Origin of the sequence: Mesorhizobium sp. M0051, from assembly GCF_040323235.1 — a bacterium.
Classification (GTDB): domain Bacteria; phylum Pseudomonadota; class Alphaproteobacteria; order Rhizobiales; family Rhizobiaceae; genus Mesorhizobium.
On record NZ_JAMYUT010000016.1, the window covers coordinates 1 to 25,941 of the forward strand.

Consider the following 25,941-nt stretch of genomic DNA (forward strand, 5'->3'; position numbering starts at 1 on the left):
CGCCATACTTCGCCGCCTCACTCTCAATGTTCTCAGAGCCGATCTTGAAAACATCCCGCTCAGCCACAAACGACTCAAGGCACGAGGGGCCGATCAAAACCTGCTTAGCCTCTTTACTCATATGCGATAGCCCTGCCGCAAGGGGGGAGATGTCCGGCAGGACAGAGGGGGGTGTGACGGATCACGGCCTCTCGGACGGAGGCCAACATTGAACCACCTCTCCCAACTCTTCAATCGCGCATTCCAACCGCTAGCAACGGCAGTTTCCACCAAGCGCATACCCGGCGGCGTGCTCGGCATCGCCGATAAAAACGGCGGCCGCATCATCCGATCGATCGGCTCGGCCCAGCTAGTGCCGAAGCACCGCCCCATGCGGGACAACACCTGGTTCGACCTGGCATCGCTAACTAAGGTCATCTTCATAACGCCGCGCATCCTGGCACTGGCGGAAGATGGGGTCATCGATCTCGATGCGCCGCTGGTCTCGGTGCTGCCGGACCTGCGCCAGTATGATGCCGAAGCCTGGGAGCGGAAGGTGACGTTTCGGCAGTGCCTCGGCCACCAGACGCCCTTTCCGGCGGTCGAGCCGATCTACACGTATGGGCGCGACCCCGAACTGCTGCGCGCCTTCGTCCTGCAGCGCGAATGGCGGGCCCGCGACCCGGTCTATTCCGACATCAACTTCATCCTGCTCGGCTTTGCGCTGGAGCGGCTGTCGGGGAAAACGATCCGGAACATGGATCCCGGCCCCGGATTCGCCTGGTCCGCCGAACCGGATGCTGCCGCCGCGACCGAGGACTGCACCTGGCGCCATCGCGTGCTGTCCGGCGAGGTCCACGACGACAATTGCTCGGCGCTGCAAGGCGCGGGTCACGCCGGCCTGTTCGGAACAGCCGCTTCGGTGCTGGATTTCGCGCAAGGGCTGCTGAGCGACGCATCCGAACGTTCGATCGCGCTGATGCGCACGCCGCTGTCGGCCACCCGCACCCATGGCTGGGAGCGCCCCTATGAAGGCTGGTCCGGCGGGACCTTGTGCAGTCCGGGCACTATCGGCCACACCGGCTTTACCGGCACGGGACTGTGGATCGACTTCGACGGAGGCAAGGCCTGGACCTTGCTCACCAACCGGATCCATCCGACACGTCATTTCGACAGTGGAATCGGTTCGCTTCGGCAGGCGGTCGGCGATCTCGTCAATGGAGCTCAATAATGGAACCAATCTGGGCCGTCGGCCTGATGACCGGCACCGTGCTGGACGGCAACATCGACGTCGCACTGATCAAGACCGATGGCGAACGGATCGACGATTTCGGCACCTATCGGCTGATGCCTTATCCCTCGTCGATCCGCACCCTGCTGGAAGAGACTCTGATGGAGGCACGGGCCTGGAACTTCACCGGGCCGGAGCCGGCGATCTTTCGCAAGGCGGAGGAAGCGCTGACGCGAGCCCAGTCGGCGGCGGTCAGGGAATTGGTCGAAGGCTATGGCATGACGATGGCCGACATCGGTGTCGTCGGCTTTCACGGCCAGACGGTGCTGCATCGTGCGCCGCAGGCCGGACGGTTGGGCCAGACCCGGCAGCTCGGCGATGGCGAACTGATGCACGCCCTGTTGGGCACCAAGGTCGCCTACGATTTCCGTTCGGCCGACATGCGCGCCGGTGGGCAAGGCGCGCCTTTGGCCGCTGTCTATCACACGGCGCTGATGCGCAGCGCCGGCGCCAATGGCGAGGTGGCGGTGCTCAATCTGGGCGGCGTCGCCAACATCACCTGGTGGGACGGCGCCGACAATGTCGTTGCTTTCGATACCGGCCCCGCCAATGCGCCGCTCAATGATTTCATCAAATCGAAAGGGCTCGGCGAAATGGACCGCGATGGCGCACTTGGCCGAGCGGGAACGGTCGATGAGGCAAGGCTCGCCAAGCTGTTGCAGCACCCCTATCTGACCAAAGCCTATCCCAAATCGCTGGACCGATTCGACTTCGGTGCCGTGATGGCGAACGGTTTGAACGCCGAAGACGGTGCTGCCCTGCTCACCGCCTTCACTGCTGCTGCCGTCGGCAAGGCGCTCGACCTTTTGCCACGGCGGCCTAGAAAGCTGGTGGTCAGCGGCGGCGGGCGCCACAACCCGACGATGATGGCAATGCTCGCCAGCCGTGCCGGTGTCGAGGTGGTGCAGGCCGAGACCCTGGGCTGGAGCGGGGACGCGGTCGAGGCGGAGTGCTTTGCGTTCCTCGCGGTTCGCGTGCTACGCGGCTTGCCGATCAGTTTCCCGAGCACGACAGGCGCACCGAAACCGATGCGCGGCGGACGGCTGGCCGGATAGTCAGCCAACCAGTTTCTTCTGCAGGAAGATGCGGCTGCGGCCGACCGGGAAATCGGCAAGCGTTCCGAACGGCTGATAACCCTGGCGCTGATAGACCTTGGCGGCGTTTGGATTGAAGGTGTCGATCCAGGCATTTTTACAGCCGCGCGCAACAGCTTCCTGTTCGGCCGCGTCCAGCATAGTGCCGGCCACTTGCTGGCCGCGCAGCCTCTCATCGACCCACAGCCATTGCACATAGAGCCAGCCCCAGGCGGTGTAGCCCGAAATGCCGGCAACGACCGCACCGGCCTCGTCGCGCACGAACACGGCCAAGGCCTTCCTTTTGGAAGCACCGACATCGCCATCGTTGAACGCCGTCAGACGCTCGCCGAGAAAGGTGAGTTCTTCCGGCAGGGGATTTGTCGTCGTTTCAAGTGTCGTCTTCATATCGATCCCCGAATAGGGTGCGCGTCCTGATCGCCGCCATTGCGAAATTCGGACGCGGCGATGCCGTAGCGCTTGAGCTTGTCGTAGAAGGTCTTGCGCGGCACGCCGAGCGCATCGATGGCGCTGCGCACATCGCCGCCATGGTCGCGCAGCGCATCGCGGATGAGTTCTGCTTCGTAGAGGCCGACCCGTTCGGGCAGCGTCGCCTCTGGTTCCGGTAGGCGGGTGGGTACCACCTTCGTCTCATCGTCCGGGCCGAGGCCGAGCGCGACGCGATCGGCAAAATGCGCGAGCTCGCGCACATTGCCCGGCCAGGCATGCGACTGGAGATGGTCGCTGACTGCGGCGTTCACCTTGGCGACGGGCCGGCCGAACCGCTCCGAGGCCTTGCCGAGGAAATGCCCGAACAGCATCGGGATGTCGCCGCGCCGCTCACGCAGGGGCGGGATGAGCAGCGTCACCACGTTGAGGCGAAAATACAGGTCCTCGCGAAAGTCGCCGCGCCGGTCTGGCCGGCCGAGATCGACCTTGGTCGCGGCGACGACCCTGAGGTCGACGCGGCGGGTCTCGTTCGAGCCAAGCGGTGTCACGCTGCGCGTTTCGAGCACCCGCAGCAGCTTGACCTGGAGGGCTGGCGGCATGGATTCGATCTCATCGAGAAACAGCGTGCCGCCGCTGGAATGCTCGATGCGGCCGATGCGCCGCCGCTGCGCGCCGGTGAACGCGCCCGCCTCATGGCCGAACAGCTCGCTTTCAATGACGGTCTCAGGCAGCGCGCCGCAATTCAGCGCCACGAAGGGTTTTGCCCGGCGCCGCCCCCATCTGTGCAGCAGATCCGCCACCACTTCCTTGCCGGTTCCCGTTTCCCCCTCAACCAGCACGTCGACATCCATGTCGGCGATCTGGCGCAAGGTTTCGCGCAGCCTTCTGATGGCGGGCGCTTCGCCGATCAGCGGCAGACCGTCGGCAGCCTGCGCTGCGACTTCGCGCAACCGCCGGTTCTCCATCACCAGCCGCCGCTTCTCGCTTGCCCGCTTCAGCGCCTCGACAAGGCGATCGCCGGCATAGGGCTTTGGGATGAAATCGTAGACGCCGTCCTTGAGCGCGGCCACCGCAAGATCGACATCGCCATGGCCGGTGACCAGGATCACCGGTATATCCGGGTCGATCGCCTTGATGCGATCGAACAGCTGCAGACCATTCATGCCCGGCATGCGGATGTCGCTGACGACCACGCCCTCGAAATTCCCGTCGACGACACCAAGGGCTGCCTCGGCGGCGTCGAGCGCGGCCACGGTGAAGCCGGCAAGCTCGAGCAATTGCTTGGTGGCGTGAAGCAGGTCCGCATCGTCGTCGACGAGTGCCACCAGCCCTGATCGGTCCGTCATTCTATCCGCCTCAGGTCGATGGTGAAGGATGCGCCGCTGGCGCCACCGGGGGCGCTGGCGCTGCCGGGGATGCTGGCGCTGCCGGGATCGAGCCGCAGCGTGCCGCCGAGTTCCTGGGCGATCTCCTGCGAAATCACCAGTCCGAGGCCAAGCCCCTTTTCTTTGGTGGTCTGGAACGGCATGAACAGACTGCCGGCGGCCTCCGCCCCGAGGCCGGGGCCGTTATCGCGCACCGAAATGAGCACCCTATCGTCGCGCTCGGCGAGTTCAATCTCGATGCGGGGATCGGGCTGGTCTTTCATGGCGTCGAGCGCATTCTGCAACAGATTGACCAGGATCTGCTCCAGCCGGATGCGGCTCGCCATGACGACCGGCGACGCGTTGCCACGCGGCTTGACGATGGTCACGCCGGAATCGCGGATGCGGCCGGACAGCAGCGACAGCGCGCCGTCGATCGCTTCGCGCACCGGCAGCGGCGATGCGGCGACTCCTGGCCGGCGGGCGAAGTTGCGTAAGGTACTGGTGATCGCGCCGATGCGTTCGGTCATCGAGACGATCGACGTCAGATTGCCGCTGGCCGGTTCGGTCTTGCCGCTGTCGAGAAAGCGGCCGGCATTCTCGGCGTAAGTGCGGATCGCGGCGACCGGCTGGTTGATTTCGTGCGCCACGCCGGCCGCGATCTGGCCGAGGATGGAAAGCCGGTTGGCCTGGGCGAGGTCGTCACGCAGCCGGCGGACCTTGGCTTCGGCGTTCTCGCGCTCGGCGATTTCGCCGGCAAGTGCGGCGTTGGAGCGCGTCAGCTCGGCCGTCCGCATGCTGACCCGGCTCTCCAGTTCGACATTCATCCGCGCCAGCGCTTCCTGCCTCAGCCGGTGGGCGCGCCGGCGCCGGGTAAGCACAAAGGTTAGCAAGCCCATCAGCAGCAAGCCGAGCAGTGTGGTGAGGCGCGCCGTGTTGGCGGCGGCGGAGAGAGCAGCATCGGCGGGCGTCAGCAGCCAGAGACGCCAACCGGGGACAGCACCCGGCAGGTCCTGCACCACCTCGACGAACTGGCGATGCTTGCCGGCACTGTCGATCGTCGCCAGGCCGTCACCAGCGCCGCGTCGGATCGGCAGGGGCTCGAAGCCGGCATCGGCCAGTTGGAGCTGCTCGTGGGCAGCGGCGGTGTCCTGCGCCGAGAGTGGTGCGAGGGCACGAAACCGCCAGTCGGGCTGACTGGTAGCCAGCACCACGCCACGTTCATCGGTGACGAAGACGAGAAAGCCGCTGGAGCGCCAGTTGGCTTCGACGCTGTCTAGCTCGACCTTCAATACCGCCACGCCAAGCGGCTTGGCGCCATCGTCGACCCGGCTGGCCAAATAAAGGCCTGGCTTGCCGCTGATCGTGCCGAGGCCATATTGGCTGGCGGCACCCTTCGCCATGGCCTCCTGAAAATAGTGCCGAAAATTATAGTCGGTGCCGACAAAGCTGGTCGGTTCGCCGGCATTGCTGGCCGATATGGCGATGCCTGCCGTGTCGATGACATAGATGGCGGACGCCGAGGCATCGCCGGCAATCGCCTTGAGCTTGTCGTTTAGGGCCTTTTCTTGCATTTTTCCGGCTCGGCGCAGAGCGCCGCGCACAGCGTCGTCACGTGCCAGCACCAAGGGAACCAGACGCTGCTTTTCGATTTCGCCGGTCAGCGTCCCCGCCGCCAGCGGCAGGGCCGCAAGCGCTGTGTCGCGCAGATTGTCTGCCGCTTGGCCGGAGGCAATGCGCCCGGCAATTGCAATCGCGCCAGCCAGGAAGGCAAGGGCGACGACCACGACAAGCCAGCGGCCATCGCGCAGCCGGGCCGCCACCTCGCGCAGCAGTTGACGTCCGGCAAATCCAGGGGATTCGCTATCGGTGCCTGCTTGCGACGTCTGCCCGCTCCTCTTCCTCAAGCGTTCCCGGCTTTGCGGCCAGTGTAATGCGAAAATCCGCCCAGGCAAACAATGCCTGTGCGGAAATCCGCACAGGCATTGCCCGCTTAATTTCGAACAAGGGCCGAAATACCGGGATTCCGGCCTTTTCCCGATCTGGCACGACGCTTGCAAAAGTCCTTGCAGCGGCGTGCGACCGGAGCGCCGCGATGGGAGAAGTCACGCAGGGCGGTGCATTCCGCCCCATCCGGCAGGGAGAGTTCGATGCACATCGCAGATCATTCAGGCGCGGCTTCCGCGCGGCGCAAGCCTTTCTATGCCCAACTCTACGTGCAGGTGCTCGTCGCGATCACCGTCGGCATCCTGCTCGGCCATTTCTATCCGTCGATCGGCGAAAGCATGAAGCCGCTCGGCGACGCCTTCATCAAGCTGGTCAAGATGATCATCGCCCCGGTCATCTTCCTGACCGTGACGACGGGCATTGCCGGCATGAGCGACCTGCAGAAGGTCGGGCGTGTCGCCGGCAAGGCGATGCTCTACTTCCTGACCTTCTCGACACTGGCGCTGATCATCGGCCTTGTTGTGGCCAATGTCGTGCAGCCGGGCGCTGGCTTCAACATCGACCCGGCGACGCTCGATGCCTCGACCGTCAACACCTATGCCGCGAAGGCGCACGACCAGTCGGTCACCGGCTTCCTGATGAACATCATCCCGACGACGATCGTCGGTGCCTTTGCCGACGGCGACATCCTGCAGGTGCTGTTCTTCTCGGTGCTGTTCGGCATTGCGCTGGCGCTGGTCGGCGACAAGGGCACGCCCGTCCTCAATTTCCTGCAGGCGCTGACGACGCCGATCTTCAAGCTGGTCAGCGTGCTGATGAAGGCAGCCCCTATCGGCGCTTTTGGCGCCATGGCGTTCACCATCGGAAAATACGGCATCGGCGCGGTCATCAACCTCGCCATGCTGGTCGGCACTTTCTACGTGACGTCGTTTCTGTTCGTCTTCGTCGTGCTGGGTGCGGTCTGCCGCTACAACGGATTCTCCATCCTGTCCCTGATCCGCTACATCAAGGAAGAGTTGTTGCTGGTGCTGGGCACCTCATCGTCGGAGGCAGCCCTGCCCTCGCTGATGGAGAAGATGGAGAAGGCCGGCGCCAAGCGCTCGGTGGTCGGTCTGGTCATTCCGACCGGCTATTCGTTCAACCTCGACGGCACCAACATCTACATGACGCTGGCTGCGCTGTTCATCGCGCAGGCAACCAACATCCACCTGTCGATGGGCGACCAGATCCTGCTGCTGCTGGTTGCGATGCTCTCGTCCAAGGGTGCCGCCGGCATCACCGGGGCAGGCTTCATCACCCTTGCCGCCACGCTTTCGGTGGTTCCGGCGGTGCCGGTCGCCGGCATGGCGCTGATCCTCGGCGTCGACCGATTCATGTCGGAGTGCCGGGCGCTGACCAACTTCGTCGGCAATGCCGTCGCCACGCTGGTTGTGGCGCGCTGGGAAGGCGAACTCGACGAGGCCAAGCTGGCGAGAGCGCTGGCGGGCACCGCGGATGACAACCTGCCGGCGGATGTCGTTCCCGCCGAGTAATAATCCGTCCGGTCTCATACCAACAACGGCCGGAGGCATGCCGCCTCCGGCCGTTGTCGTTCAGGTCGCAACGTCGATTTTCCGCGGCCCGACGAAGGCGACGAATTCGCGGTCGCCTCCATCAAGGTCGACGCCCTTGATCACCTCCTCGCCATAGGACTTGCGCGCACCGCGCACCTTGAACTCAGCCATTGAAGTCCCTCCTCTGGTCCGGATAGGTGCTCGGGCCGACAGGCATGCGAGCCGCCAGGGTGCCCACATCATCGAACAGGACAAGGCTGGCGGCGCCGACGAGACCGGCGTGGCGGCCGAGTTGGGCCTGAACGACCGGCACGTCGCGATAGGCGCGCATGGCCCGCTGCCTGATCGTCGCCTCGATGGTCGGCAGCATCAGGTCGAGGCCATTTGCAATGCCGCCACCGACGACCAGCACATCGGGCGAATAGAGATGCAAGAGGTTGGTGAAGCCGACGCCTAGCCAGCGGGCTTCCTCATCCAGCAATGCCGAGGCAAGGCCATCCCGCAGCCGCGTCGCCTCGACGACATGGCGGCCAGTCACCTCCGCGTCCGCAGACAGGCGCCGCAACGTCGAGCCGTCGCCGGCGGTCGTGGCGGCGGTGGCGCGGCGGCCGAGCGCTGTTCCAGAAGCGATCGCCTCGAAACAGCCGACGACGCCGCATATGCAGCGCTCGCCTTCGTTGGTGATGGTCATATGGCCGATCTCGGCGGCAAGGCCGCGGCGGCCGTGCAGGATGCGCCCGTCGACGACGACACCGCCGCCGATGCCGGTGGAAACCGTGACGAAGACCAGCGAGCGCGCACCATGACCGGCGCCGAAGCGCCATTCGCCGAGCGCGGCGGCATTGGCGTCGTTCTCCAGCCGCACCGGCAGACCGAGCCGCCGTTCGAGGATATCGGCAAGCGGCACGTCTAGCCAGCCGGCGAGCGTCGGCGGTCCGACCGCAATGCCGGCTTGCGGATCGAGCGGCCCCGGCGCGCCAACGCCGACACCGACAATGGCGAGCGCCGGGGCCTCGGCATACACGGTTGCCGCCAGCGCCTCGATCTGGCCGATCACCGCATCGGGACCAGCGTGCGCCTGCGTCGGCACCGCCGCGAATGCCCGGATCTTGCCTTCACGGTCGACCAGGGCGGCGCGAAGCTCCGTCCCGCCAAGATCGATCGCGAGGGCGGCTTGTATTGTCATGCCGCGACCTTCAATCCGTACAGCCAGGCGATGCGGCCGGCGAGGTCTTTGTCGCCGAAGGCGAGCGAACCGAGAACCACGGTTTCGGCCCCGGCGGCACGCAGCAATGGCACCGTCTCGTGGCGGATGCCGCCATCGGCCGCCAGAACCACGTCTGCCTCGCGGCCGGCCTGCTTGAGGACGGCGCGGGCGTCGCGTAGCCTGTCGCAGGCCTTGTCCGAGAGGCTCTGCCCCTTGACGCCGATTGCCGTCCCGAGGAGCGTGACGAAGGCGACCTCGGAGACGAAAGGCGTCACCGTCTCGACCGGCGTCTCCAACCTGAGCACGACGCCGGCTTCGGCGCCGAGTTCCCGGGCCAACCGGACGGCGCGCAACCCCGCCTCGCCATTCTCGGCATGGACGCTGATCATGTCGGCGCCGGCCTCGATGAACTGGCGCGTCTGCGCCTCAACGATTGCTTTGTCGATCATCAGATGGACATGGATGGGCTTGGCTGTCAGCCTGGCGATGCGGGCGACGAGATCAGGAAAGAACAGGAAGGACGGGGCGAAATGCCCATCCGCCACATCGATGTGGTGAAGATCGACATAGGGCTCGATACGCCTGAGATCGCTCTCGAAATTGACGAGGTCGGCGGACCACAGCGAGAATTCAGCGATCATGCGATCGCGTGGCAATGCGGCGATAGCGGCCGGGCCTGAGACTGGTTTCGAAATCATGACTGGTCCTGGTTGTTGAAACGAGCATCGAGAAAGCCCGCGATAGCAGCGCGGATCTCGGCGAAATGGCGTTCCTTGTCGGTGGCCTTCGGCGCCACCTCGGTGAAGACTGCATAAGGGATGGCGTCGGCAAGGCTGCGAGCGGTCGCCAGCGGATGGACGAGGTCGACACCGCTGCCGATGACGAGCGTCGGGATTGCGAGGTCGGCGGCCGCCACCCGCGTGACGCCAGGCCCATCCGCTGCGATCGCCTGCATCACCTCGGCGAAGACAGCCGCATTTTCACGTGCGAAGAAGCCAAGCAACGAGGCGAGATTATCCGGTGCTTCCGTGCGAAGCCGGACTGCCGTCGCCGAGGCAGCGAAGGCATCGCGCGCTTCATCAAGCGAACCGTTGCGGATGAATTCCGCCACTTCCACGTAAGGGCGCATGTTTTGCGGCGCTGCTTCGAAAGCCCAGGCCGGGCGCAAAAGCACCAAACCCAGGACACGGTCCGGATACCGGACGGCAAGCTGCAAGGCGATGGCCGCGCCCATCGAAATGCCGCCGGCAACGAAGTGCTTGATGCCAGCCGCATCGGCGGCAGCCAGCACATCGTCGGCAAACATGTCGATCGAAAAGGGGCGACCGCTGCCGGCGCCGGAGCCGCCCTGCGCGCGGCATTCGACGGTCAGCCGGCGGTAGGAAGGACTGTCGGGAAAGTTCAGCGCCACCTGCGCGGCATCGCCGCCAAGGCCATGCTGGAAGACTACGGGAAGCCCGGCTTGCCGCGTGTCGAAAACACGAAGTGCCGCATCGTCGCGAAGCAGGATTGCCGGTGCTGCGCCCATCAGAGCAGTCCTCGCAGGAAGGCAGCGACACCGGGAGCTTCCTCGGCGGACAGGCCGTGGGTGACGAGCGATCCCTCGAAGCCGACTGCCTTGAGCCGCGCGACGAAATCGGGGAAGTCGACGATGCCTTGCCCAGACGTGGCAAAGCGGCCGTCACCGTGGCGATCCTTGGCGTGCGCCATGGCGATGTGGCCGGCTGCCTCGTCGATCGCTGCGGCAACGATGGAGCGCGCCTCGTCGGGCGTCGCGTGTTCGAACAGGTTCGCCGGATCGAGCACGATCTTCAGATGCTTCGATCCCATCTCGGCGATCAGCCTGATCGCATCCTTGGCCGAGGTAACGATGTTGGCCTGTTCGGGCTCGATGCCGAGATCGACGCCGGCCTCTTCGGCCAGCGCCAGCGCCTTCGACATCTCGGTGGCCATGTCGAACCAGGAGGCAGGCGTGGCATTGTTAGGATGATACGCCCACTGATCGACGGCGTTGCGCGAGCCGGTGCAGAGCGTGACCAGCGGAATGTCAAGGGCAGCAGCCGCTTCGATGACGACGGCGAGACGCCGAAGGCCCTCGTCGCGCACGGCCTTGTCGGGATGCGCCATATTGTACGTGCCCGACAGTGCGGCGAGTGAAACACCGCTCGATTGCGCGGCGGCGCGGATGGCTGCAATGGCATCCGCCGGCACCACATCCGGCATCGAAGGCAGGCCGGCGCAGGCGAGATTGAACTGCGTCGCCTCGTATCCCGCCTGCCGAACGGCTGCGAGCACCGCGGCCGGCTCGGCACCGGGAAAGATCTTGGCGAAAATGCCGAGACGCATCAAACCGCTCCCGAAACCGAGGCGAGCTCAACGCGTTCACCTGATGCTACCGAGCGTGCGATGGCAATCATGGCGCGGATCGACGCAACGCCGTCCTCGACATTGGCGCCGCGCATCGGCGTGCCTTCCAGCACGGTTTGGGCAAGACCTTCCAGCTGGCGGCGGAAGAAATGGCCGTCGGCGCCGAGCGGCTTGTGGGCCGTGGCGGTCTTCTCATGAAAGATCTCGACTTCGCTGGCGCGGAAATACCAGGGGTTGAATGTCCTGGCGATGACGGAGCCGTTCTCGCCATAAAGCTGAAAACCTTCGTGCCAGTCCATGCGTACGGCGACGGTGAGGTCGAGATGGCCGAGCGCGCCGCTGGCGAACTCGGTCTCCACGAACCAGCAATAGGCACCGAAGCGTTCGTTGAGGCGGGCGCGCACGGCGATGATATCGCCGCACAGGAAGCGCGCCGTGTCGACGAGATGCGAGCCATGCGCCAGCATGAAATACTGCCGCAGATCGGCCTTGGGATTGCCCGCCGGCTTCATCGCCAGCTTGCTGGTGACAGGCAGCGGCTGCACGGCATCGGTGTTGGTGTAGCGATGGGTGGAATCGCAATACCAGGCCTTTAGCGCCAGCACCTCGCCGATCTCGTCGCGGACGAAGTCGCGCGCTGCTTCCAGCGCCGGGTCGAACCGCTTCATGTGCCCGACCTGCAGCACCTTGCCCGAACGCCTAACCGCTTCGGCGAGCGCCTCGCCTTCCTCGACCGAAGTTCCGATCGGCTTTTCGCACAGAACATGCTTGCCGGCATCGAGCGCCTTGATCGACATCGGCACGTGATAGGCGTCCGACGTGGCGACGATCACTGCTTCCAGTTCGGGATCGGCGAGCATCGCGTCATAGTCGCCATACATCTTCTGCGGTTCGTAGGTGGCGCCCATGCGGGCCAGCAGATCGGGCGCCGCGTCGCAGATGGCATAAAGGTCGGCATTGCCGGCCTTGACGCAGGATTCCAGATGCGCGAACTGCGCGATGGGGCCGCAGCCGAGCACGCCGACCCTGAGGCGTCTGTCCTGTTTCTGGATCATCGTCTCGTTCTTCAGGCGCCGTAGGAGCGCATTGTCTGGCGGTTGGTCTTGACCGCCCCGGCAGGGTCGGCGGCGGCCGTCTCGGATTCCTCCTCCAGCACCACCCAGCCGTTGAAGCGTGGCGCGGTGCCGGCGATCTCGATGACTTCGAGCGTGTCGCAGACGCCCTTGCCGAGCATGGCCCAGGCGCCGTTGGCGTCGACGTCCTTCAAGTGGATGTAGCGGATGCGGTCGCGATAGGTGCGCAGCGTGTCGGACAAGTCCTTGTGGCCGCGCAGGATATGGCCGGTATCCGGCACCCAGCCGACCAGGTCGGGGTCGAGCAAGGCAAAGATCGTGTCGTAGTCGGCGCGGTCGAACAGCAGCGTGTTGTGGTGCGAGCTTGGATGTACCGCGACATCCACACCGGCCTTGCGGCCGATCTCGGCGGCCTTGTTGTAAACCTCCGCGGCGATACCGAACTTGTCGTCGCGCGGCCCTTCGGACACCACGGTCGCCGAGCCCATCGAGATCAGCGCGCCGGGAAACGCAGCGGCGAAGTCGATCCAGCGCTTGGCGGTCTCAAGATCGGCGCTGATCTTCTCCTTCAGCGTGAAACCGCTGTTCGAGCCGAAGGCGCAGGAGACGAGCGTCAGCCCGGACGCGTTCAGCGCAGCGGCGAACTCCGACGGCTTGCCGGCATAATGACCGATCATGGTGTCGGTGATTTCGATGCCGGTATAGCCGCCATCGGTGATCGCCTTGAGCAGATCATCGGGGCCGCCAGTCCAGCCCTTGCCAAGCATTTCCCAGGTGAAGGTCTGGCAGCCGACTTTGAGGTCTTTCACGTTCATCCTTTCATTCCTTGATACCGCCTATTCTTGATGCGCGCCCTGCGTCAGCCGCTCGATGAGGTGGCGCGGGAAGAGCAGCACCAGCACGATCGGCGTAAATCATCGATTGCGATACGCGGGGCCTGCTCCTTCGGTTCTCCCTGGGATGGACATCCTACTTGACCGAGCCCGCGGTCATGCCGGCGAGGAAGTACCTCTGGGCAACGAGGTAGATGAGCAAGAGCGGTAGCGAGCCGAGCACGCTCATCGCCATCATCTGGTTCCATTCGAAGGCGTGCTGCCCCATCAACAGCTGGATCCCGATCGGGACGGTGCGCATGGACGTTGACTTCGTCAGCGTCAGCGCAAAGAGAAATTCGTTCCAGCACAACAGGAAGGTGTAGACCGCGGTCGCCACGATACCAGGCAAAGAAATCGGGACGATCACCCGCCAAAGCGCTGTCCAACTGGTGCCGCCATCGACAGCCACGGCTTCATCGAGATCGCGGGGCAAGGTGTTCAGATATCCCGTCATCAGCAGGATCGCGTACGGCAGTGTAAACACCAGGTAGGTCAGGATCAGTGCGACGTAGGTATCGAAGATACCGTATGAGACGACAAGCCCGAAGAAGGGGATCAAAAGTGTGATCGGCGGAATCGTCTGCGTGCTGATGATGAGTGTGTTCAGGCTGCCCTTGCCGCGGAAGTTGAAGCGGCTGAAGCCGTAGGCCGCCATCAAGGCGATCAACACCGTCAGCACGGTCACCGCTCCCGCCACGAAATAGCTGTTGAAGAAGAAGCGCAGCTTTACCGGGTCGCCAAGGATGGCTGCATACGCTTCCAGCGTGAAGGCCTTTGGCAGGATTGTTGGTGGCAGGGCAAAGATCTCGGTGTTCGATTTGAACGAACTGCTCAGCATCCAGTAGATCGGGAATGCCGCGAAAAAGAGCCCCGCAGCAAGCGCTACATGGAGCGCGACGGTGATCAGCCTGTCTTTCGGCGTATGTCTTTTCCTCATGGTGACTACCGAGCCTTTTGATAGCGAATATAGAACAGCGTCAGGCCGAGAGAGATCAACAAGATGACCACAGCGCTCGCCGAAGCCTGCGACAGGTTGTAGCTCGAAAACGCCAGCTTGTACGTGTAGGTGCTGAGGACTTCGGTCGAGTAGATCGGGCCACCGCCCGTCGTTATCCAGATTAACGGGAAGACCTGCATGGTCCAGATGAAGTCGAGCAGCGAGATGCTTATGATGATCGGCATCAGCATAGGAATGGTGATGAAGATCAGCTTCTGGTAGGCTTTTGCCCCGTCGATATCGGCGGCCTCGTAGAAATCCTTGGGAATGCCCTGCAAACCCGCGAGCAGGCTGACCATGAAGAGCGGATAGCCCGCCCAGATATTGGCGAAGGTGACGGCGTGCAGCGCGGTCTCAGGCGAGGAAAACCATTCGACCTTAGAACCGATGATGCCGATTTGCATGAGAATGCTATTCACGACACCGTTCGGCTCAAGCAGGAGGCGCCAGATCACGGCGATAATCACCGCGGTGAACAGCCAGGGCAGTATGTAGAGCACGCGCAGAATATTGCGCAGCATCGGATTGATGCGGTCGCTGTTCAGCATGAGCGCGAAGATCATGCCGATTGTCATGTGGAAGACGACGCTCATGCATGTGAAGTAGAGCGTGTGCCACAGCGAAGCCCAGAACACGGGGTCGTCGAAGATCGCCTGGTAGTGCTTCAGTCCGGCAAAGGATGGGTCACGACGCAGCACCGCGCTGTTCTGGAACGAGTAGGCAATCACCGTCACCATCGGCAGCAGCATCAGAAGCCCGATTATGAGCAGCGAGGGCGACAGATAGAGGTAGGGTGCGACCGCTCGTTTCAGCTTATGGTGGGAGCGCTTTTGCCGGGTCATGTGCCAACCTTGGGATACGCCTTCAAAAGAAGGTAAGCTTCGGAAACAGGTCCATCTCAAATTGCCGATCCGTTGTTGCCGGGGGGCCAGGCCGAAGTCCGGCCACCCGGTCGAAGATAGCAAACGGGAACAGGCCGATCAGAATTTCGCCATCCAGCCCTTCTGAGCGGTGGCTGCGGCTTGTTCCGGAGACTGCTCACCAGCGAGCATCTTTTGAGCCTGCACGTCGAACTGGGTCATCAGGTCTTCAGCCACCGGCAGGCCCGTGAACTCGTTGGCGAGATAACCGGTCTTGAAGATTTCAAAAGCCTTGCCGAAAGCCTTGTCCGAGGTCACGAAATCCGGCTTGGCGTTGACGTTACCCGGGAAGGCGTTCGCAAGCGACACGAGCTTGGCGTTCACCTTTTCACTCATCAGATATTGGACGAGTTTCCAGGCCTCTTCCTGATGTTTCGAGGCAGCAGAGATGCCGATGCCCCAGGAGGCATAGGGAAGGCCGCGCTTGCCGGTATAGTTTTCCACGACCGGGACCGGGATGAGGTCGAAGTTCAGCTTGGGATTGCGCTTGCGGATGAGGTTCACATGCGCGAGCGAGTCGATCATCATCCCGGCGCGGTCGTTGACGAATTCCTCGACCTTTTCCTGCTCGGTCTTGGTGGCGATGCCGGGCGAGATGGTGCCGGCGTCGTTGAGTGATTTGACGAAGGTGAGCATATCGACCACCGGTTTGCCCTCAAGGTCTGGCTTGCCGTTCGCCATCATCGACTGACCCGAAGCCCAAACCCACGACATCATGTCGTTCTGGACGCCGGATGGCGTTTGCAGCGACAGGGGCAGCACCCAGCCATACTGGTTCTTGTCGGCGTGCGTCATCTTCTTGGCGGCTTCGAGAAACTCCGCACGGGTCGACGGCAGCTTGGTCACGCCTGCCTGGGCGGCGAGGTCCAAATTCACGAAGACCGGATAGACGAAGGAAGCCACGGGAAACATCACCGCCTTGCCGTCCACCTTGATGATGTCCGCGACCTGGCTCTTGTCGAAACCGCTCGCATCCATCATCGGATTCATGTCGGCGAGTGCGTTCTGCGCATTCAGATTGTTCACCCAGGCACCATCGAGACCGACGACGTCGCTGAGGGTTCCGGTTGCAGCACCAACCGAGATCTGGTCTCGCGTGGTCGCGTAGGGGCCGCTGACCAGTGTCACCTTGATTCCGGGGTTTGCGGCCTCGAAGTCATCCATGATTGCCCTGAGCGAGCCAGCCGGCAATTCTGGCTCCCACCATTGGGTGAATTCCAGCGTCGTATCCGCCATGGCGCCGGTTGCGCCAAGCAACCATGCGGCCGCGGCTATTTTCAGCATCGCGGGTCTTATACGAAACGTCATTTTCTCCTCCTTCTTTAGGATCGACCGCACAATGCGGCCGATCGTCTGGTTATTCAGAAGTCTCATTATGCAGGCGCCTCCCCTCGCCCGCGGGTCTTGTCGCGGATATTCAGATCGCCAGGTGCGTCTCGGAATCGAAGAAATGGAGCTTGGCGTCATCCAGGGCCAACCTGATCTCCGAGCCGGAGCGGACTGTGCTGGCTGGTTCGAATTTCGCCACCGCATTCGACGCCAGGCCGAAATCCTGCACCGCGTCAGGGTCGCCGGAGTCCACCCGGACCGCGTCGATGTTGAGATGGACGATATGTTCGGATCCGAGTTCTTCGATCGAAGTCACCTTTGCCGGTATCGTCTGATACTTGCGGCCGGATTCGAGGCTGCTGTCAAAGAGATCCTCCGGTCGTATCCCGAACACGACCTTGCGCCCTGCATACGACCTCAAGCCCGGCCTGCGCACGAAGGCTGCATTCTGTAGCCGGATGGACACGACGCCGGACATCAGTTCGTCGCCCGTCAGGATCGCCTCGAAAAGGTTCATCGAAGGAGACCCGATGAAGCCGGCAACGAAGGCGTTCACCGGCGATTCATAGAGCCTCTTGGGTGTGTCGACCTGCTGCAGCACGCCGCCTTTCAACACCGCGACCCTATCGCCCATCGTCATGGCTTCGGTTTGGTCGTGGGTCACATATATGGTCGTTACGCCGAGCTGCTTTTGCAGACTGGTGATTTCGGCGCGCATTTGAACACGCAGTTTCGCGTCCAGATTGGAAAGGGGTTCGTCCATGAGAAAGGCTGCCGGCTCGCGCACCATGGCGCGGCCCATGGCAACCCTTTGACGCTGTCCGCCCGAAAGGTTCGCGGGTTTGCTGTCCAGCAGAGACGTCAGTTGAAGGGTCTTGGCGATCTCGTCCACGCGCTTTTTGCGCTCGGCCTTCGGCTTGCCTGCCAACCGCATCGAAAAGGCGATGTTTTCGAACACCGACATATGCGGGTAGAGGGCATAGCTCTGGAAGACCATCGCGATGTCGCGGTCCTTTGGCGGCATGTCGACGACGTCGTCTCCGCCTATCCGAAGGCTGCCGCTGGTGACGTCCTCCAATCCCGCGATCATCCGCAACGCGGTGGATTTGCCACAGCCGGAAGGCCCGACGAGAATCAAAAACTCGCCGTCCTCAACCGACAGGTTCAATTGGTCGATTGCGTGAAAATTGTTCCCGTATGTCTTGCAGATATTCTCAAGAACGACTTCTGCCATATTCCTCCTCCACAAGTCTAAGCCACTGATTTTTATGATTATGCTCGGCTTATGTTCACCTGCGAAATATTTCCTCGGATAGTTCGGGCTATGTTCCGGTATCGAGCCGCGCATATTTCAGTTCGACCGCCGACGGCGCGTTCGTCGATGCCAGGAGTTCCGTGACCTGGTCGTGGGTCGGGAGCGCCTCGCGCCCGCCCCGCCCCGTTATCGATAGGGCCGCCGCCGCGGCCGCGAATGCGACCCGGCCCGCGGTGCCGGCCCCGCGCGTCAATGCAAGGGCATAGGCGCCATGAAAGCAGTCACCGGCGCCGGTCGAGTCGACGACGGCAACCTGGTGCGGAGGCAGGTGCCAGAGCCCTGTCTCGTCGCGCCCGCGATAGAAAACGCCCCTGCCACCATCCGTCAGAACCACGGCGGACCGCGATGGCAACCACAATGCATCGAGTATCTCGGCCGGTGACCGGCGGCCCGTGGCGGTCCGCGCAAAGCCGAGCGGAAGAATGAGATGGTCGCAGAGCCCGATCAGTCTCTCGGTGGCTGGGCCGCGGCTCCATTCGACATCTCCGAGGATCGCAACGCCGAGATCGCGAGCCCGAGCCACGACATCCAGCGACCCGATCCCGTAACTGTCGACGATCAGGACGGTCGCGCGGCTGAGGACCTCGTCCGGAAAGTCCGGCGCGGTGCCCAGCATCGCGTCGTCGTCATACGCGATGAACCGCTCCCCATCCGAACCGACGGTGATCCGCGAGCGCACCGGGCGCGCGTGCGGGTGGCGCGGCGCGAACGCGGTTTCAACGCCGCTCGCAACGAGATCGCATAATACGGCGTCGTCGTCGGCACTGCCCAGCCATCCGACGAAGCCGGCGGTTCCGCCGAGCCGCGCGACGGCGGCAAGTGCCGTCGCGACATTTCCCCCGAAAGCTCGGGCACTTTGCACAACCTTTCCCTTGCCCGCCGACAACGGCTGATCGACATAGACGATGTCGTCGATCGCAATAGCTCCGAAGCCGAGGATTGAAGGGACGGTGGGCATCGTTCAGGCACCCGCCTTCGCCAAGGCGTCTTGCGCCGAAAGGCCGTCATGGATGACGCCCCGAAAGGCAATCGCTGCCTTTTCCGGATCGCCATGCCCCCAGAGATTACGGCCCACCACGGCACCGCGCGCGCCGGCACGGATGGCGTCCGCCGTCTGCTGAAGGGCGCCGAGCAGCGTGTCGGTCTTCGGACCACCGGCGATCACGACCGGCACCGGGCAGGTCCGAACGGTCTCCCGAAACGACTCGAAATCGCCCGTGTAGCCGATCTTGATCACGTCGACGCCGGACTCGTAGCCGATGCGTGCCGCATAGGCGATCTCGTCGGGGGTGAAGACGATTTTTGCCCCATCGGTGAAATCGCGAGGGTAGATATGCGCCACCACCGGCATGCCGTAACGGGCCGCCGCATTCACCGAATCGGTCAGCCAGCGTATGTATTTGCCCTCGGTCGCGCCGCGCACCGGAATGGCCACGGCCAACGCATCGGCGCCAGCGCGCACCGCATCCTCGGGCGTTGCAATCAGTTCACTGATGCGATCGTCTGGGGTGAAGCAGCCTGCCTGGATCACCAGGGAAGCCTTGCCCGCGTATTGCGGCCACAGATGGCGCGCGGTGCCGGGCTGGATGCTGACGTAGTCGGGTTTGCCCACCATGACGCGTGCAAGCGCGCCTGGCAGGTCGGCAAGACCTCCTTTGCGCACGTCGCCATAGCCGACAAAGTGGTCGACCGCGCCGCCAAAAAGATTCCCAGATGGATGTGAGAAGAGGCGTGCCAGGCGCACCTTGGTTCCGAGGCTCATGAGTCCAAAACTCTCCAATCGATTGATTTCAAAATCCTGGATCAGTGTTTGCGAAAGAAAGGATAAATGCAATCTTTCGAAAGCTTTCGAATTCGCGTATTTTTGGTAGAGTGAACCGAGGCCAGGGCGATCGCTTGGCGCATGGAGGCAAGGACAGGCAATGTTGTCGGAGCAGAGACGCCAATCGATCCTGGGTGAAGTGCAACGCAGCGGACAGGTTCGCATCAAGGACCTGTCAGACGATTTTGGCGTGTCGGAAGTCACGGTGCGCTCCGACCTCGAGATACTGGACCGCAAGGGACTGCTGACCAAGACCCGTGGAGGCGCGGTGACCCGGACCACAGATTCGACCACGGCCGCGTTTGCCCGGCGGATGCAAACGAACCTCGATGCAAAGAAACGCATCGCCCGGGCAGCGATAGACCTGTTCGAGGACAACCAATCGGTCATCTTCGACGGCGGCTCGACATTGATGCAGGTTGCCATGCTTTTACCGCCGCTCAGCAATGTCGTGGTCGCGGCCACGGCGATGAATATCGTGCAGCATCTGATGCATCGGCCCGGACTCGACGTTCACATGATCGGTGGCCGGGTCTATCCAGACACGGTGAGCACGCTGATCACCGATCCCGACACGGCTCTCGGCGGCTTGGTAGCGCATCAGGTCTTTGTTGGAGCGCATGCGATCGACGCGTCACTGGATGTGGTCGACGTGAACGAAGACATGGCGCGAACGAAGCGGAACCTCGTGCGCATGGCCCGGCGCGTTGTCCTCCTTGCGGATTCGAGCAAATGGGGCGTCAGCGGGACCTCCAAGGCATTTTCGCTGTCGAGCGTCGATGTTGTGATCACCGACGATGGCCTGTCCGGCGCGATACGCAGCCAGCTTGATAGGACCGGGGCCAAGGTGATCTATGCCTGACCCGTCGCGGTCCCTAGCGGCGACGGAAATATCCAAATGCGCACATGACCCACAGGCTCAGTACCGGCGGTTGGCCGTTTTTCATGTCTGTCATCTTCTCCTCCTAGGGCTGGCAGCCTCCCGATATCGAGCCAGCGTTTTCGTATGTTGTATAAAAGTTTTACGCGCGTCAATATTTGAAATGCTGTATAGCCCGATCCTAGGCGATCACGTTACCGGTTAGGCGGGGCCGGCAGACAATGGCCGCATTGGGAGGTACGATCGGAAATGCACGGAAAAACAAAGACGAAACTCGGGATCGGCGTCGTCGGATGCGGCAATATCTCGATGACCTATCTGCGCAATGCCGCTCTCTTCGGCGGGATCGAATTGCGCGCCTGCGCCGATATCTCGGCTGACATGGCGGCGATGCGAGCGAAGGAATATGGCATCCAGGCACTCGGTGTCGATGCGCTGCTGGCCGATCCCGAGATCGATCTTGTCCTCAACCTGACCATTCCGGCGGCGCATTTCGAAATCTCACTTGCCGCGCTTTCGGCCGGTAAGCACGTCTTCACCGAAAAGCCGCTCGCCACCTCGGCCGCAGATGGACAGCGTCTGGTCAACGAGGCGAGATCGCGCGGCCTGCTGCTCGGCTCGGCGCCCGACACCTTCCTGGGTGCCGCCGGACGCCGCGCCCGCCGGCTGATGGACGAGGGTGCCATCGGCCGCCCTGTCACCGGCACCGCCTTCATGATGGGGCGCGGCATGGAGCACTGGCATCCCAACCCGCAATTCTACTACCAGCCGGGCGGTGGGCCGGTGTTCGACATGGGCCCCTATTACCTGACCATGCTGGTCAATCTGCTTGGTCCGGTCGAGCGCGTCATGGCGATGGCGACGCGCGGCCAGGAGGAACGGCTGATATCAGCCGAAGGGCCGTTCAAGAACACCACATTCAAGGTCGGCACGCCGACCAGCGTTTTGTCGCTGCTCGAATTCCGCTCCGGCGCAACTGTCACCTTCGGCGCCTCATGGGATGTCTTTCGCCATTCCAACCATCCGATCGAGCTGCACGGCACGGAAGGCTCGTTGCGCCTGCCCGATCCCGACACGTTCGGCGGCACCGTGTCGCTGTCCGAACGCGGCGCCGACTGGAAGGATTTCACCAGTGAAGGCGAGCTCTATGGCGCCCGCAATTGGCCTTATGCGGCGCCCGATCGCGCCAATTACCGCATGCTCGGCGTCGCAGATCTGGTGCGTTCGCTTCAAACCGGCAGCACGCCGCGCGCTTCCGGCAGCCTTGCGCTGCATGTGCTTGAGATCATGGAGGCGATCCTGCGTTCCGGCGAGACACAGGGCTCGGTCGCCATCGCGGGCGATGTCGTCCAGCCGGCCCTGCTGACCGAAGAGGAGGCAAGCGACCTGCTGGCCTGAGGATATGACCATGACACTCGACCCGGATGCGCTGCGCGTCCTCGAAATCAGCCGCGCAGCCGGCGGCAAGCCGTTCGAGACCGGCAGCGTGGCGGCGGCGCGCGCCGCCTACAATGCTTCGTTCCCGACGCTGCAGGGAGAGCACGAGCCGGTAGCCACGACCTTGGAACAGCAGATCGAGGGGCCGAACAGCCCGATTACCGTGCGCATCCATCGCGGCATCGGCGCACTACCGAACGGGGCGCCGGCGCTGCTCTATCTGCATGGCGGCGGCTGGGTGATCGGCAATCTCGATTCGCATGACGAGATCTGCCGCTGGCTGGCCAATCTCGGCAACGCGGTCATTGTCTGTCCCGACTATCGCCTGGCGCCGGAACACAAATTCCCCGCCGGGCTGGAGGATGGGCTGGCAACGCTGCGCTTCATGGCAGAGAATGCCGCCGGTCTCGGCATCGATAAGACGCGCATCGGCGTGGCCGGCGATAGTGCCGGCGGCAATCTCGCCGCTGTGCTGGCGCTGCTCGCCCGCGATGGGTTGGCGCCGCCCGTTGCGGCGCAGATCCTGATCTATCCCAACACCGACGCCCGCCAGATGGCAGACAGCTATCGGCGCTTCGGCGACGGCTTCGGTCTTACCGCAAGCACCATGGCCTGGTTCCGCGACCACTATGTGCGAACGCCCGACGACATGCTGGATTGGCGCGTCTCGCCCCTGCTGGCGCCTCACCTCGCCGGTGTCGCGCCGGCCTTCGTGGCGCTTGCCGGCTACGACATCCTGGCCGACGAAGGGACAGCCTATGCCGCGCGCCTGCAAACCGAAGGCGTGCCGGTGATCCTGCGGCAATGGCCGGGCCAGATCCACGGCTTCGTCTCGATGGGACGCCATATTCCTGGGGGCCGACATGCGGTAGCCGAGGCGGTGGCTGCCTGGCGCCAGTTCGAGAGGAATTCGCCGACGACCAACGCTCAGGCCGACTGACGCATCACCAGCGTCGCGCCGAGCTTGACCGTGCGCGACAGGCCCTGCTTTGGCGGATCGGTCTCGTCCAGCAGAGCCAGCAGGATCTCGACGCTGCGCCCGGCCATGGCGGTGAAATCCTGCGCCATGGTGGTCAGCGCCGGACAGGTGTAGCGGCTCAGCGGATGATCGTCATGCGCGGCAAGGCGCAGATCGCAGTCGGGCCTGCGGCCGACCTTCAGGCCGCGCGAGTACGCGGCAGCCATTACGCCAAAGGCGAGACGATCATTGGCGCACAGGATGGTACGGCCGGGCAAGGTGCCGGTCTCCAGCATTCTTTCCATCTGCTCGTAGCCAATGCGTTCGAAGTCCCAGGTGTAGTCGCGCGCAGCCTCGATGACGACCGGCTTGAACCCGGCGGTTTCCATCGCGACGATATAGCTTTGCTGGCGTTCGCCGGAGTTGTGGTTGACATGCGGAATGTCGAGATAGGCCGGCGGCTCACCGGAGCGGCAGAGATAATCGACGATGGTCGACACGCTCTGCCGGTTGTCATTGCCGACGAACGGCGTATCGCCCTCGATATAGGTGTCGAAATAGACGACCGGAATGTCCTGTCCAAGCTTGTCGAAAACGCCGCGGTCGGAGGCCAGCCCCAGCGGGGCGATGATCGCGCCGGCCACCTTCAGTGATAGCAGCGTCCTGACCGACTCCACCTCCAGCTTCGGCGAGCCATGCGAGGAGATGACGATCGGCCAGTAGCCTTCGTCGCGGCAGCGAAATTCGATGCGGCTGACCATCTCGGCGTAGAACGGATCGGTGATCGTCGGCACGATGATGCCGATGTTGCGGGTGCGCTTGCGGTTGAGGTTGCGCGCGAAAAGGTTCGGCTGATAATCCGAGGAGCGCAGTGCGGCTTCGATTCGCGCCCGCGTCGCCGGCTTCACGCTTGCCGGGTCGTCGAAATATTTGGACAAAGTCGGCCGGGACACGCCGCATGCCTGGGCGAAGTCATCCATCGTGCGGTGAGTCTTCTCCGCCATCGATATTCCTGATCCCCATACCGTCATTGCCGACCGGACGAGCCGCTACCACTCATGCGGCCGTTGTCCGAAAGCAGCAATGCTTGGCCGAACTTATTCAGTCAAGTTTTCACACTTCGCAATACAAAGCAAAAATATTGCGCGCGTTAATTATTTATGGACGCTTTAAAACCGGAGACAAGGGGTTCGGGATGGAAAGTGTGGCATCGGGCAGCGCGACGGACTGACCGCCGGCTACGGCGCTGATCGGCCACGGCATCGGCCCTGCTTGCCAAATGCCGCCACGCCGCCCATACACAGCCCACCCGAGATTGTGGTCCGCCTCACTTTCAATTTTGCCAAGGATACTGTCCAATGTCTGCGACGCCTCGGTCAAAGCCTTGACGGGTCACTCCACACCATCGCTCGCCAGCCTGGGCTGGACGGATTTCTTCGGCGACCAGCTCAAGCCCGGCGAGGCTAATCTCGTCCCGACGCGCATCGCCATGGTCCATCGCGACCGCCTGACCGGCCTGTCGCAGGCAGGGCCAGTCGATCTGACGCTGCCGGCGCAGGCGAACACAGGCGATTATGCCGTCGGCGACTGGGTGCTCGTCGACGCGCATGACCAGCTTGTGCAACGCCGCCTGACCCGCAAGACGGTGCTCGAGCGCCGCACCCAGGGCGGCAGGGTGCCACAGCTTGCCGCGGCCAATGTCGACACGCTGTTCATCGTCACCTCGTGCAATGCCGACTTCAATCCCGCCCGGCTCGAGCGCTATTTGGCGCTTGCCAACGAGGCCGGAACGACGCCTGTGATCCTGCTGACCAAGGCCGATACCGCTGAGGATGCCGAAGCGTATGAAAGGCAGGCTGCCGCGTTGCAGCGTGGACTGCCGGTCGTGATCCTGAATCCCCGCACCTCAGATGCGGCAACCGCCTTGGCTGTCTGGTGCGGTGTCGGCCAGACGGTGGCGTTGATCGGTTCCTCCGGCGTCGGCAAATCGACGCTGGTCAACACGCTTGCCGGACCGGCGCAGCAATCGCCGCAACAGACCGGGGGCATTCGCGAACACGATTCCAAAGGACGCCACACCACCACGTCGCGATCGTTGCACGCCATCGCCGGCGGCGGCTGGGTGATCGACACGCCCGGCATGCGGACATTGCACGTCAGTGATGTCGCCTCCGGCATCGACACGCTGTTTGCTGAAATCACCGAACTCGCCCCACTCTGCAAGTTCCGCGACTGTACGCATGTGCATGAACCGGGCTGCGCGGTGCAGGCTGCCTTGAAATCCGGGACGCTCGATCCGGAGCGTCTTGCCCGCTGGCGCAAACTGTCCGACGAAAACCAGCACAACACGCCGGTTCAGAGCGGGCCGCGCGGGGCCAGGTCTCTCGGCGGTCGCGGAAAGAGGCGTTGAAGGCCGAGAACCGAGGATCAGAGCCGTGCCGTGCCGAAGAGCCGATCCCAAAATGCCGACGTGACACCGAAATTGGCCGATTCGTCGATGTGGTGATGCACGGCGTGGCGGCGCTTGAGGGTGTAGAGATAGCTCGGATGGCTGGGATGCCAGTGATGAACCATGTGGTGGATGCTGATGTACCAGAGGTACCCCAGCATCAGCCCGCAACTTACGGCACTTGCGATTGCGAAACCTGAGACCATCCAGACAGGCACAAACGCGACCAGCGCATGCACACCGAGGCTGAGCCAGGTCGGAGTGCCCACAGAACTGCGCTCCTCGACATGATGACGCTCGTGCAAGTCCTTGATGTAGGGAATGTGATGAAGGATGAACCTGTGAAGCACGTACTCGGTCAGCGTCCAAAGGAAGAGACAGACGAGGACAGTGCCTATCCAGCCTGGCGCACCCTCTTCGCCGGCCTCAAGCAGCCCGGCCACTGCCAGCACGGCGATAACCAGCGGATAGACCACGAAGTCGCTGTAGTAGCCAATAAGACCGAGTTGCATCGTCACCTAGCCTTCGAGCCGCCAAATAAGCGATGTATCAGATTGCCGGACTCGTCGGTGAGGCGCAATGCAGATGCAACTGACATAGCGTCGCAATGCTGTGAAGCAAGGTTCGAACCAACGATCACGCACAGTCGATAGAA

At 63.2% G+C, this 25,941-nt stretch carries 24 protein-coding genes and 1 pseudogene; 7 read left to right on the forward strand and 18 right to left on the reverse strand.

Annotation, left to right across the window (positions count from 1 at the left end; genetic code table 11):
• Positions 1 to 208: 208 nt before the first annotated feature.
• Together NKJ90_RS17625 and NKJ90_RS17630 are read left to right on the forward strand one after the other, a co-directional pair.
• On the forward strand, positions 209 to 1,210 hold the full coding sequence (locus tag NKJ90_RS17625) for a serine hydrolase domain-containing protein (protein WP_023756658.1): 1,002 nt from the start codon (positions 209 to 211) through the stop codon (positions 1,208 to 1,210).
• The gene (locus tag NKJ90_RS17630; protein ID WP_023756659.1) at positions 1,210 to 2,325 is read left to right on the forward strand and encodes an anhydro-N-acetylmuramic acid kinase; all 1,116 of its coding nucleotides are present in this window, start codon (positions 1,210 to 1,212) and stop codon (positions 2,323 to 2,325) included. Before NKJ90_RS17625 ends, NKJ90_RS17630 begins: the two co-directional genes overlap by 1 nt.
• On the opposite strand, the gene NKJ90_RS17635 is transcribed toward NKJ90_RS17630, so the two are convergent.
• Genes NKJ90_RS17635 through NKJ90_RS17645 form a run of 3 tightly spaced genes read right to left on the reverse strand, consistent with a single transcriptional unit; the run spans position 2,326 to position 5,992 of the window.
• The gene (locus NKJ90_RS17635) at positions 2,326 to 2,751 is read right to left on the reverse strand and encodes a GNAT family N-acetyltransferase (protein ID WP_023756660.1); all 426 of its coding nucleotides are present in this window, start codon (positions 2,749 to 2,751) and stop codon (positions 2,326 to 2,328) included.
• On the reverse strand, positions 2,748 to 4,139 hold the full coding sequence (locus NKJ90_RS17640) for a sigma-54-dependent transcriptional regulator (protein WP_023756661.1): 1,392 nt from the start codon (positions 4,137 to 4,139) through the stop codon (positions 2,748 to 2,750). The genes NKJ90_RS17635 and NKJ90_RS17640 overlap by 4 nt, the downstream gene beginning before the upstream one ends.
• Entirely contained in the window at positions 4,136 to 5,992 is a 1,857-nt protein-coding gene (locus tag NKJ90_RS17645; RefSeq protein ID WP_032906894.1) for a sensor histidine kinase, read from the reverse strand. Before NKJ90_RS17645 ends, NKJ90_RS17640 begins: the two co-directional genes overlap by 4 nt.
• A 315-nt stretch (positions 5,993 to 6,307) precedes the next feature.
• On the opposite strand from NKJ90_RS17645, the gene NKJ90_RS17650 reads away from it, so the two are divergent.
• Positions 6,308 to 7,636 (forward strand): dicarboxylate/amino acid:cation symporter, encoded by a 1,329-nt coding sequence (locus tag NKJ90_RS17650; RefSeq protein ID WP_023756663.1) that lies wholly within the window; start codon positions 6,308 to 6,310, stop codon positions 7,634 to 7,636.
• An 84-nt stretch (positions 7,637 to 7,720) separates the two neighbouring features.
• On the opposite strand, the pseudogene NKJ90_RS17655 reads toward NKJ90_RS17650, so the two are convergent.
• The 13 genes and pseudogenes from NKJ90_RS17655 to NKJ90_RS17715 all read right to left on the reverse strand — a co-directional run.
• Positions 7,721 to 7,828, reverse strand: a pseudogene (locus tag NKJ90_RS17655) (ABC transporter ATP-binding protein); the annotation flags it as partial.
• Positions 7,821 to 8,843: an ROK family protein gene (locus NKJ90_RS17660; RefSeq protein WP_023756665.1), complete on the reverse strand. Its 1,023-nt coding sequence runs from the start codon at positions 8,841 to 8,843 to the stop codon at positions 7,821 to 7,823. The gene NKJ90_RS17660 and the pseudogene NKJ90_RS17655, both read right to left, overlap by 8 nt.
• Positions 8,840 to 9,562, reverse strand: a complete 723-nt coding sequence (locus tag NKJ90_RS17665; RefSeq protein ID WP_023756666.1) for a ribulose-phosphate 3-epimerase — start codon at positions 9,560 to 9,562, stop codon at positions 8,840 to 8,842. The genes NKJ90_RS17660 and NKJ90_RS17665 overlap by 4 nt, the downstream gene beginning before the upstream one ends.
• Entirely contained in the window at positions 9,559 to 10,392 is an 834-nt protein-coding gene (locus NKJ90_RS17670; RefSeq protein WP_023756667.1) for an alpha/beta fold hydrolase, read from the reverse strand. Before NKJ90_RS17670 ends, NKJ90_RS17665 begins: the two co-directional genes overlap by 4 nt.
• Positions 10,392 to 11,210: a sugar phosphate isomerase/epimerase family protein gene (locus NKJ90_RS17675; protein WP_023756668.1), complete on the reverse strand. Its 819-nt coding sequence runs from the start codon at positions 11,208 to 11,210 to the stop codon at positions 10,392 to 10,394. Before NKJ90_RS17675 ends, NKJ90_RS17670 begins: the two co-directional genes overlap by 1 nt.
• Positions 11,210 to 12,286, reverse strand: coding sequence for a Gfo/Idh/MocA family protein (locus NKJ90_RS17680; protein ID WP_023756669.1), 1,077 nt, complete (start codon positions 12,284 to 12,286; stop codon positions 11,210 to 11,212). Before NKJ90_RS17680 ends, NKJ90_RS17675 begins: the two co-directional genes overlap by 1 nt.
• An 11-nt stretch (positions 12,287 to 12,297) precedes the next feature.
• The gene (locus tag NKJ90_RS17685; protein WP_023756670.1) at positions 12,298 to 13,119 is read right to left on the reverse strand and encodes a sugar phosphate isomerase/epimerase family protein; all 822 of its coding nucleotides are present in this window, start codon (positions 13,117 to 13,119) and stop codon (positions 12,298 to 12,300) included.
• 154 nt (positions 13,120 to 13,273) lie between these two features.
• Positions 13,274 to 14,116, reverse strand: coding sequence for a carbohydrate ABC transporter permease (locus NKJ90_RS17690; protein ID WP_023756671.1), 843 nt, complete (start codon positions 14,114 to 14,116; stop codon positions 13,274 to 13,276).
• Positions 14,117 to 14,121: 5 nt separating this feature from the next.
• Positions 14,122 to 15,018, reverse strand: coding sequence for a carbohydrate ABC transporter permease (locus NKJ90_RS17695; protein ID WP_023756672.1), 897 nt, complete (start codon positions 15,016 to 15,018; stop codon positions 14,122 to 14,124).
• 138 nt (positions 15,019 to 15,156) lie between these two features.
• Positions 15,157 to 16,404 (reverse strand): ABC transporter substrate-binding protein, encoded by a 1,248-nt coding sequence (locus tag NKJ90_RS17700; RefSeq protein WP_352486446.1) that lies wholly within the window; start codon positions 16,402 to 16,404, stop codon positions 15,157 to 15,159.
• A gap of 109 nt (positions 16,405 to 16,513) precedes the next feature.
• Complete coding sequence (locus tag NKJ90_RS17705) at positions 16,514 to 17,659, reverse strand: ABC transporter ATP-binding protein (RefSeq protein WP_023756674.1); 1,146 nt, start codon at positions 17,657 to 17,659, stop codon at positions 16,514 to 16,516.
• A gap of 88 nt (positions 17,660 to 17,747) precedes the next feature.
• Positions 17,748 to 18,698, reverse strand: a complete 951-nt coding sequence (locus NKJ90_RS17710; protein WP_023756675.1) for a PfkB family carbohydrate kinase — start codon at positions 18,696 to 18,698, stop codon at positions 17,748 to 17,750.
• A gap of 3 nt (positions 18,699 to 18,701) precedes the next feature.
• Complete coding sequence (locus NKJ90_RS17715; protein WP_023756676.1) at positions 18,702 to 19,502, reverse strand: beta/alpha barrel domain-containing protein; 801 nt, start codon at positions 19,500 to 19,502, stop codon at positions 18,702 to 18,704.
• Between the two features lie 160 nt (positions 19,503 to 19,662).
• Between NKJ90_RS17715 and NKJ90_RS17720 the strand changes: the two genes are divergently transcribed.
• The 3 genes from NKJ90_RS17720 (at position 19,663) to NKJ90_RS17730 (ending at position 22,819) form a co-directional block, all read left to right on the forward strand.
• The gene (locus NKJ90_RS17720; protein ID WP_023756677.1) at positions 19,663 to 20,424 is read left to right on the forward strand and encodes a DeoR/GlpR family DNA-binding transcription regulator; all 762 of its coding nucleotides are present in this window, start codon (positions 19,663 to 19,665) and stop codon (positions 20,422 to 20,424) included.
• 267 nt (positions 20,425 to 20,691) lie between these two features.
• Positions 20,692 to 21,840: a Gfo/Idh/MocA family protein gene (locus NKJ90_RS17725; RefSeq protein ID WP_023756678.1), complete on the forward strand. Its 1,149-nt coding sequence runs from the start codon at positions 20,692 to 20,694 to the stop codon at positions 21,838 to 21,840.
• A gap of 10 nt (positions 21,841 to 21,850) precedes the next feature.
• Positions 21,851 to 22,819: an alpha/beta hydrolase gene (locus NKJ90_RS17730; protein WP_023756679.1), complete on the forward strand. Its 969-nt coding sequence runs from the start codon at positions 21,851 to 21,853 to the stop codon at positions 22,817 to 22,819.
• On the opposite strand, the gene NKJ90_RS17735 is transcribed toward NKJ90_RS17730, so the two are convergent.
• Positions 22,807 to 23,841 (reverse strand): LacI family DNA-binding transcriptional regulator, encoded by a 1,035-nt coding sequence (locus NKJ90_RS17735; RefSeq protein ID WP_023756680.1) that lies wholly within the window; start codon positions 23,839 to 23,841, stop codon positions 22,807 to 22,809. The two genes, NKJ90_RS17730 and NKJ90_RS17735, sit on opposite strands and share 13 nt — an antisense overlap.
• Positions 23,842 to 24,188: 347 nt before the next feature.
• Between NKJ90_RS17735 and rsgA the strand changes: the two genes are divergently transcribed.
• Positions 24,189 to 25,247, forward strand: coding sequence for a ribosome small subunit-dependent GTPase A (gene rsgA / locus NKJ90_RS17740; RefSeq protein ID WP_084025078.1), 1,059 nt, complete (start codon positions 24,189 to 24,191; stop codon positions 25,245 to 25,247).
• A 17-nt stretch (positions 25,248 to 25,264) separates the two neighbouring features.
• On the opposite strand, the gene NKJ90_RS17745 is transcribed toward rsgA, so the two are convergent.
• A complete protein-coding gene (locus NKJ90_RS17745; protein ID WP_023756682.1) occupies positions 25,265 to 25,798 on the reverse strand; it encodes a sterol desaturase family protein in 534 nt (177 codons plus the stop codon).
• Positions 25,799 to 25,941: the final 143 nt, after the last annotated feature.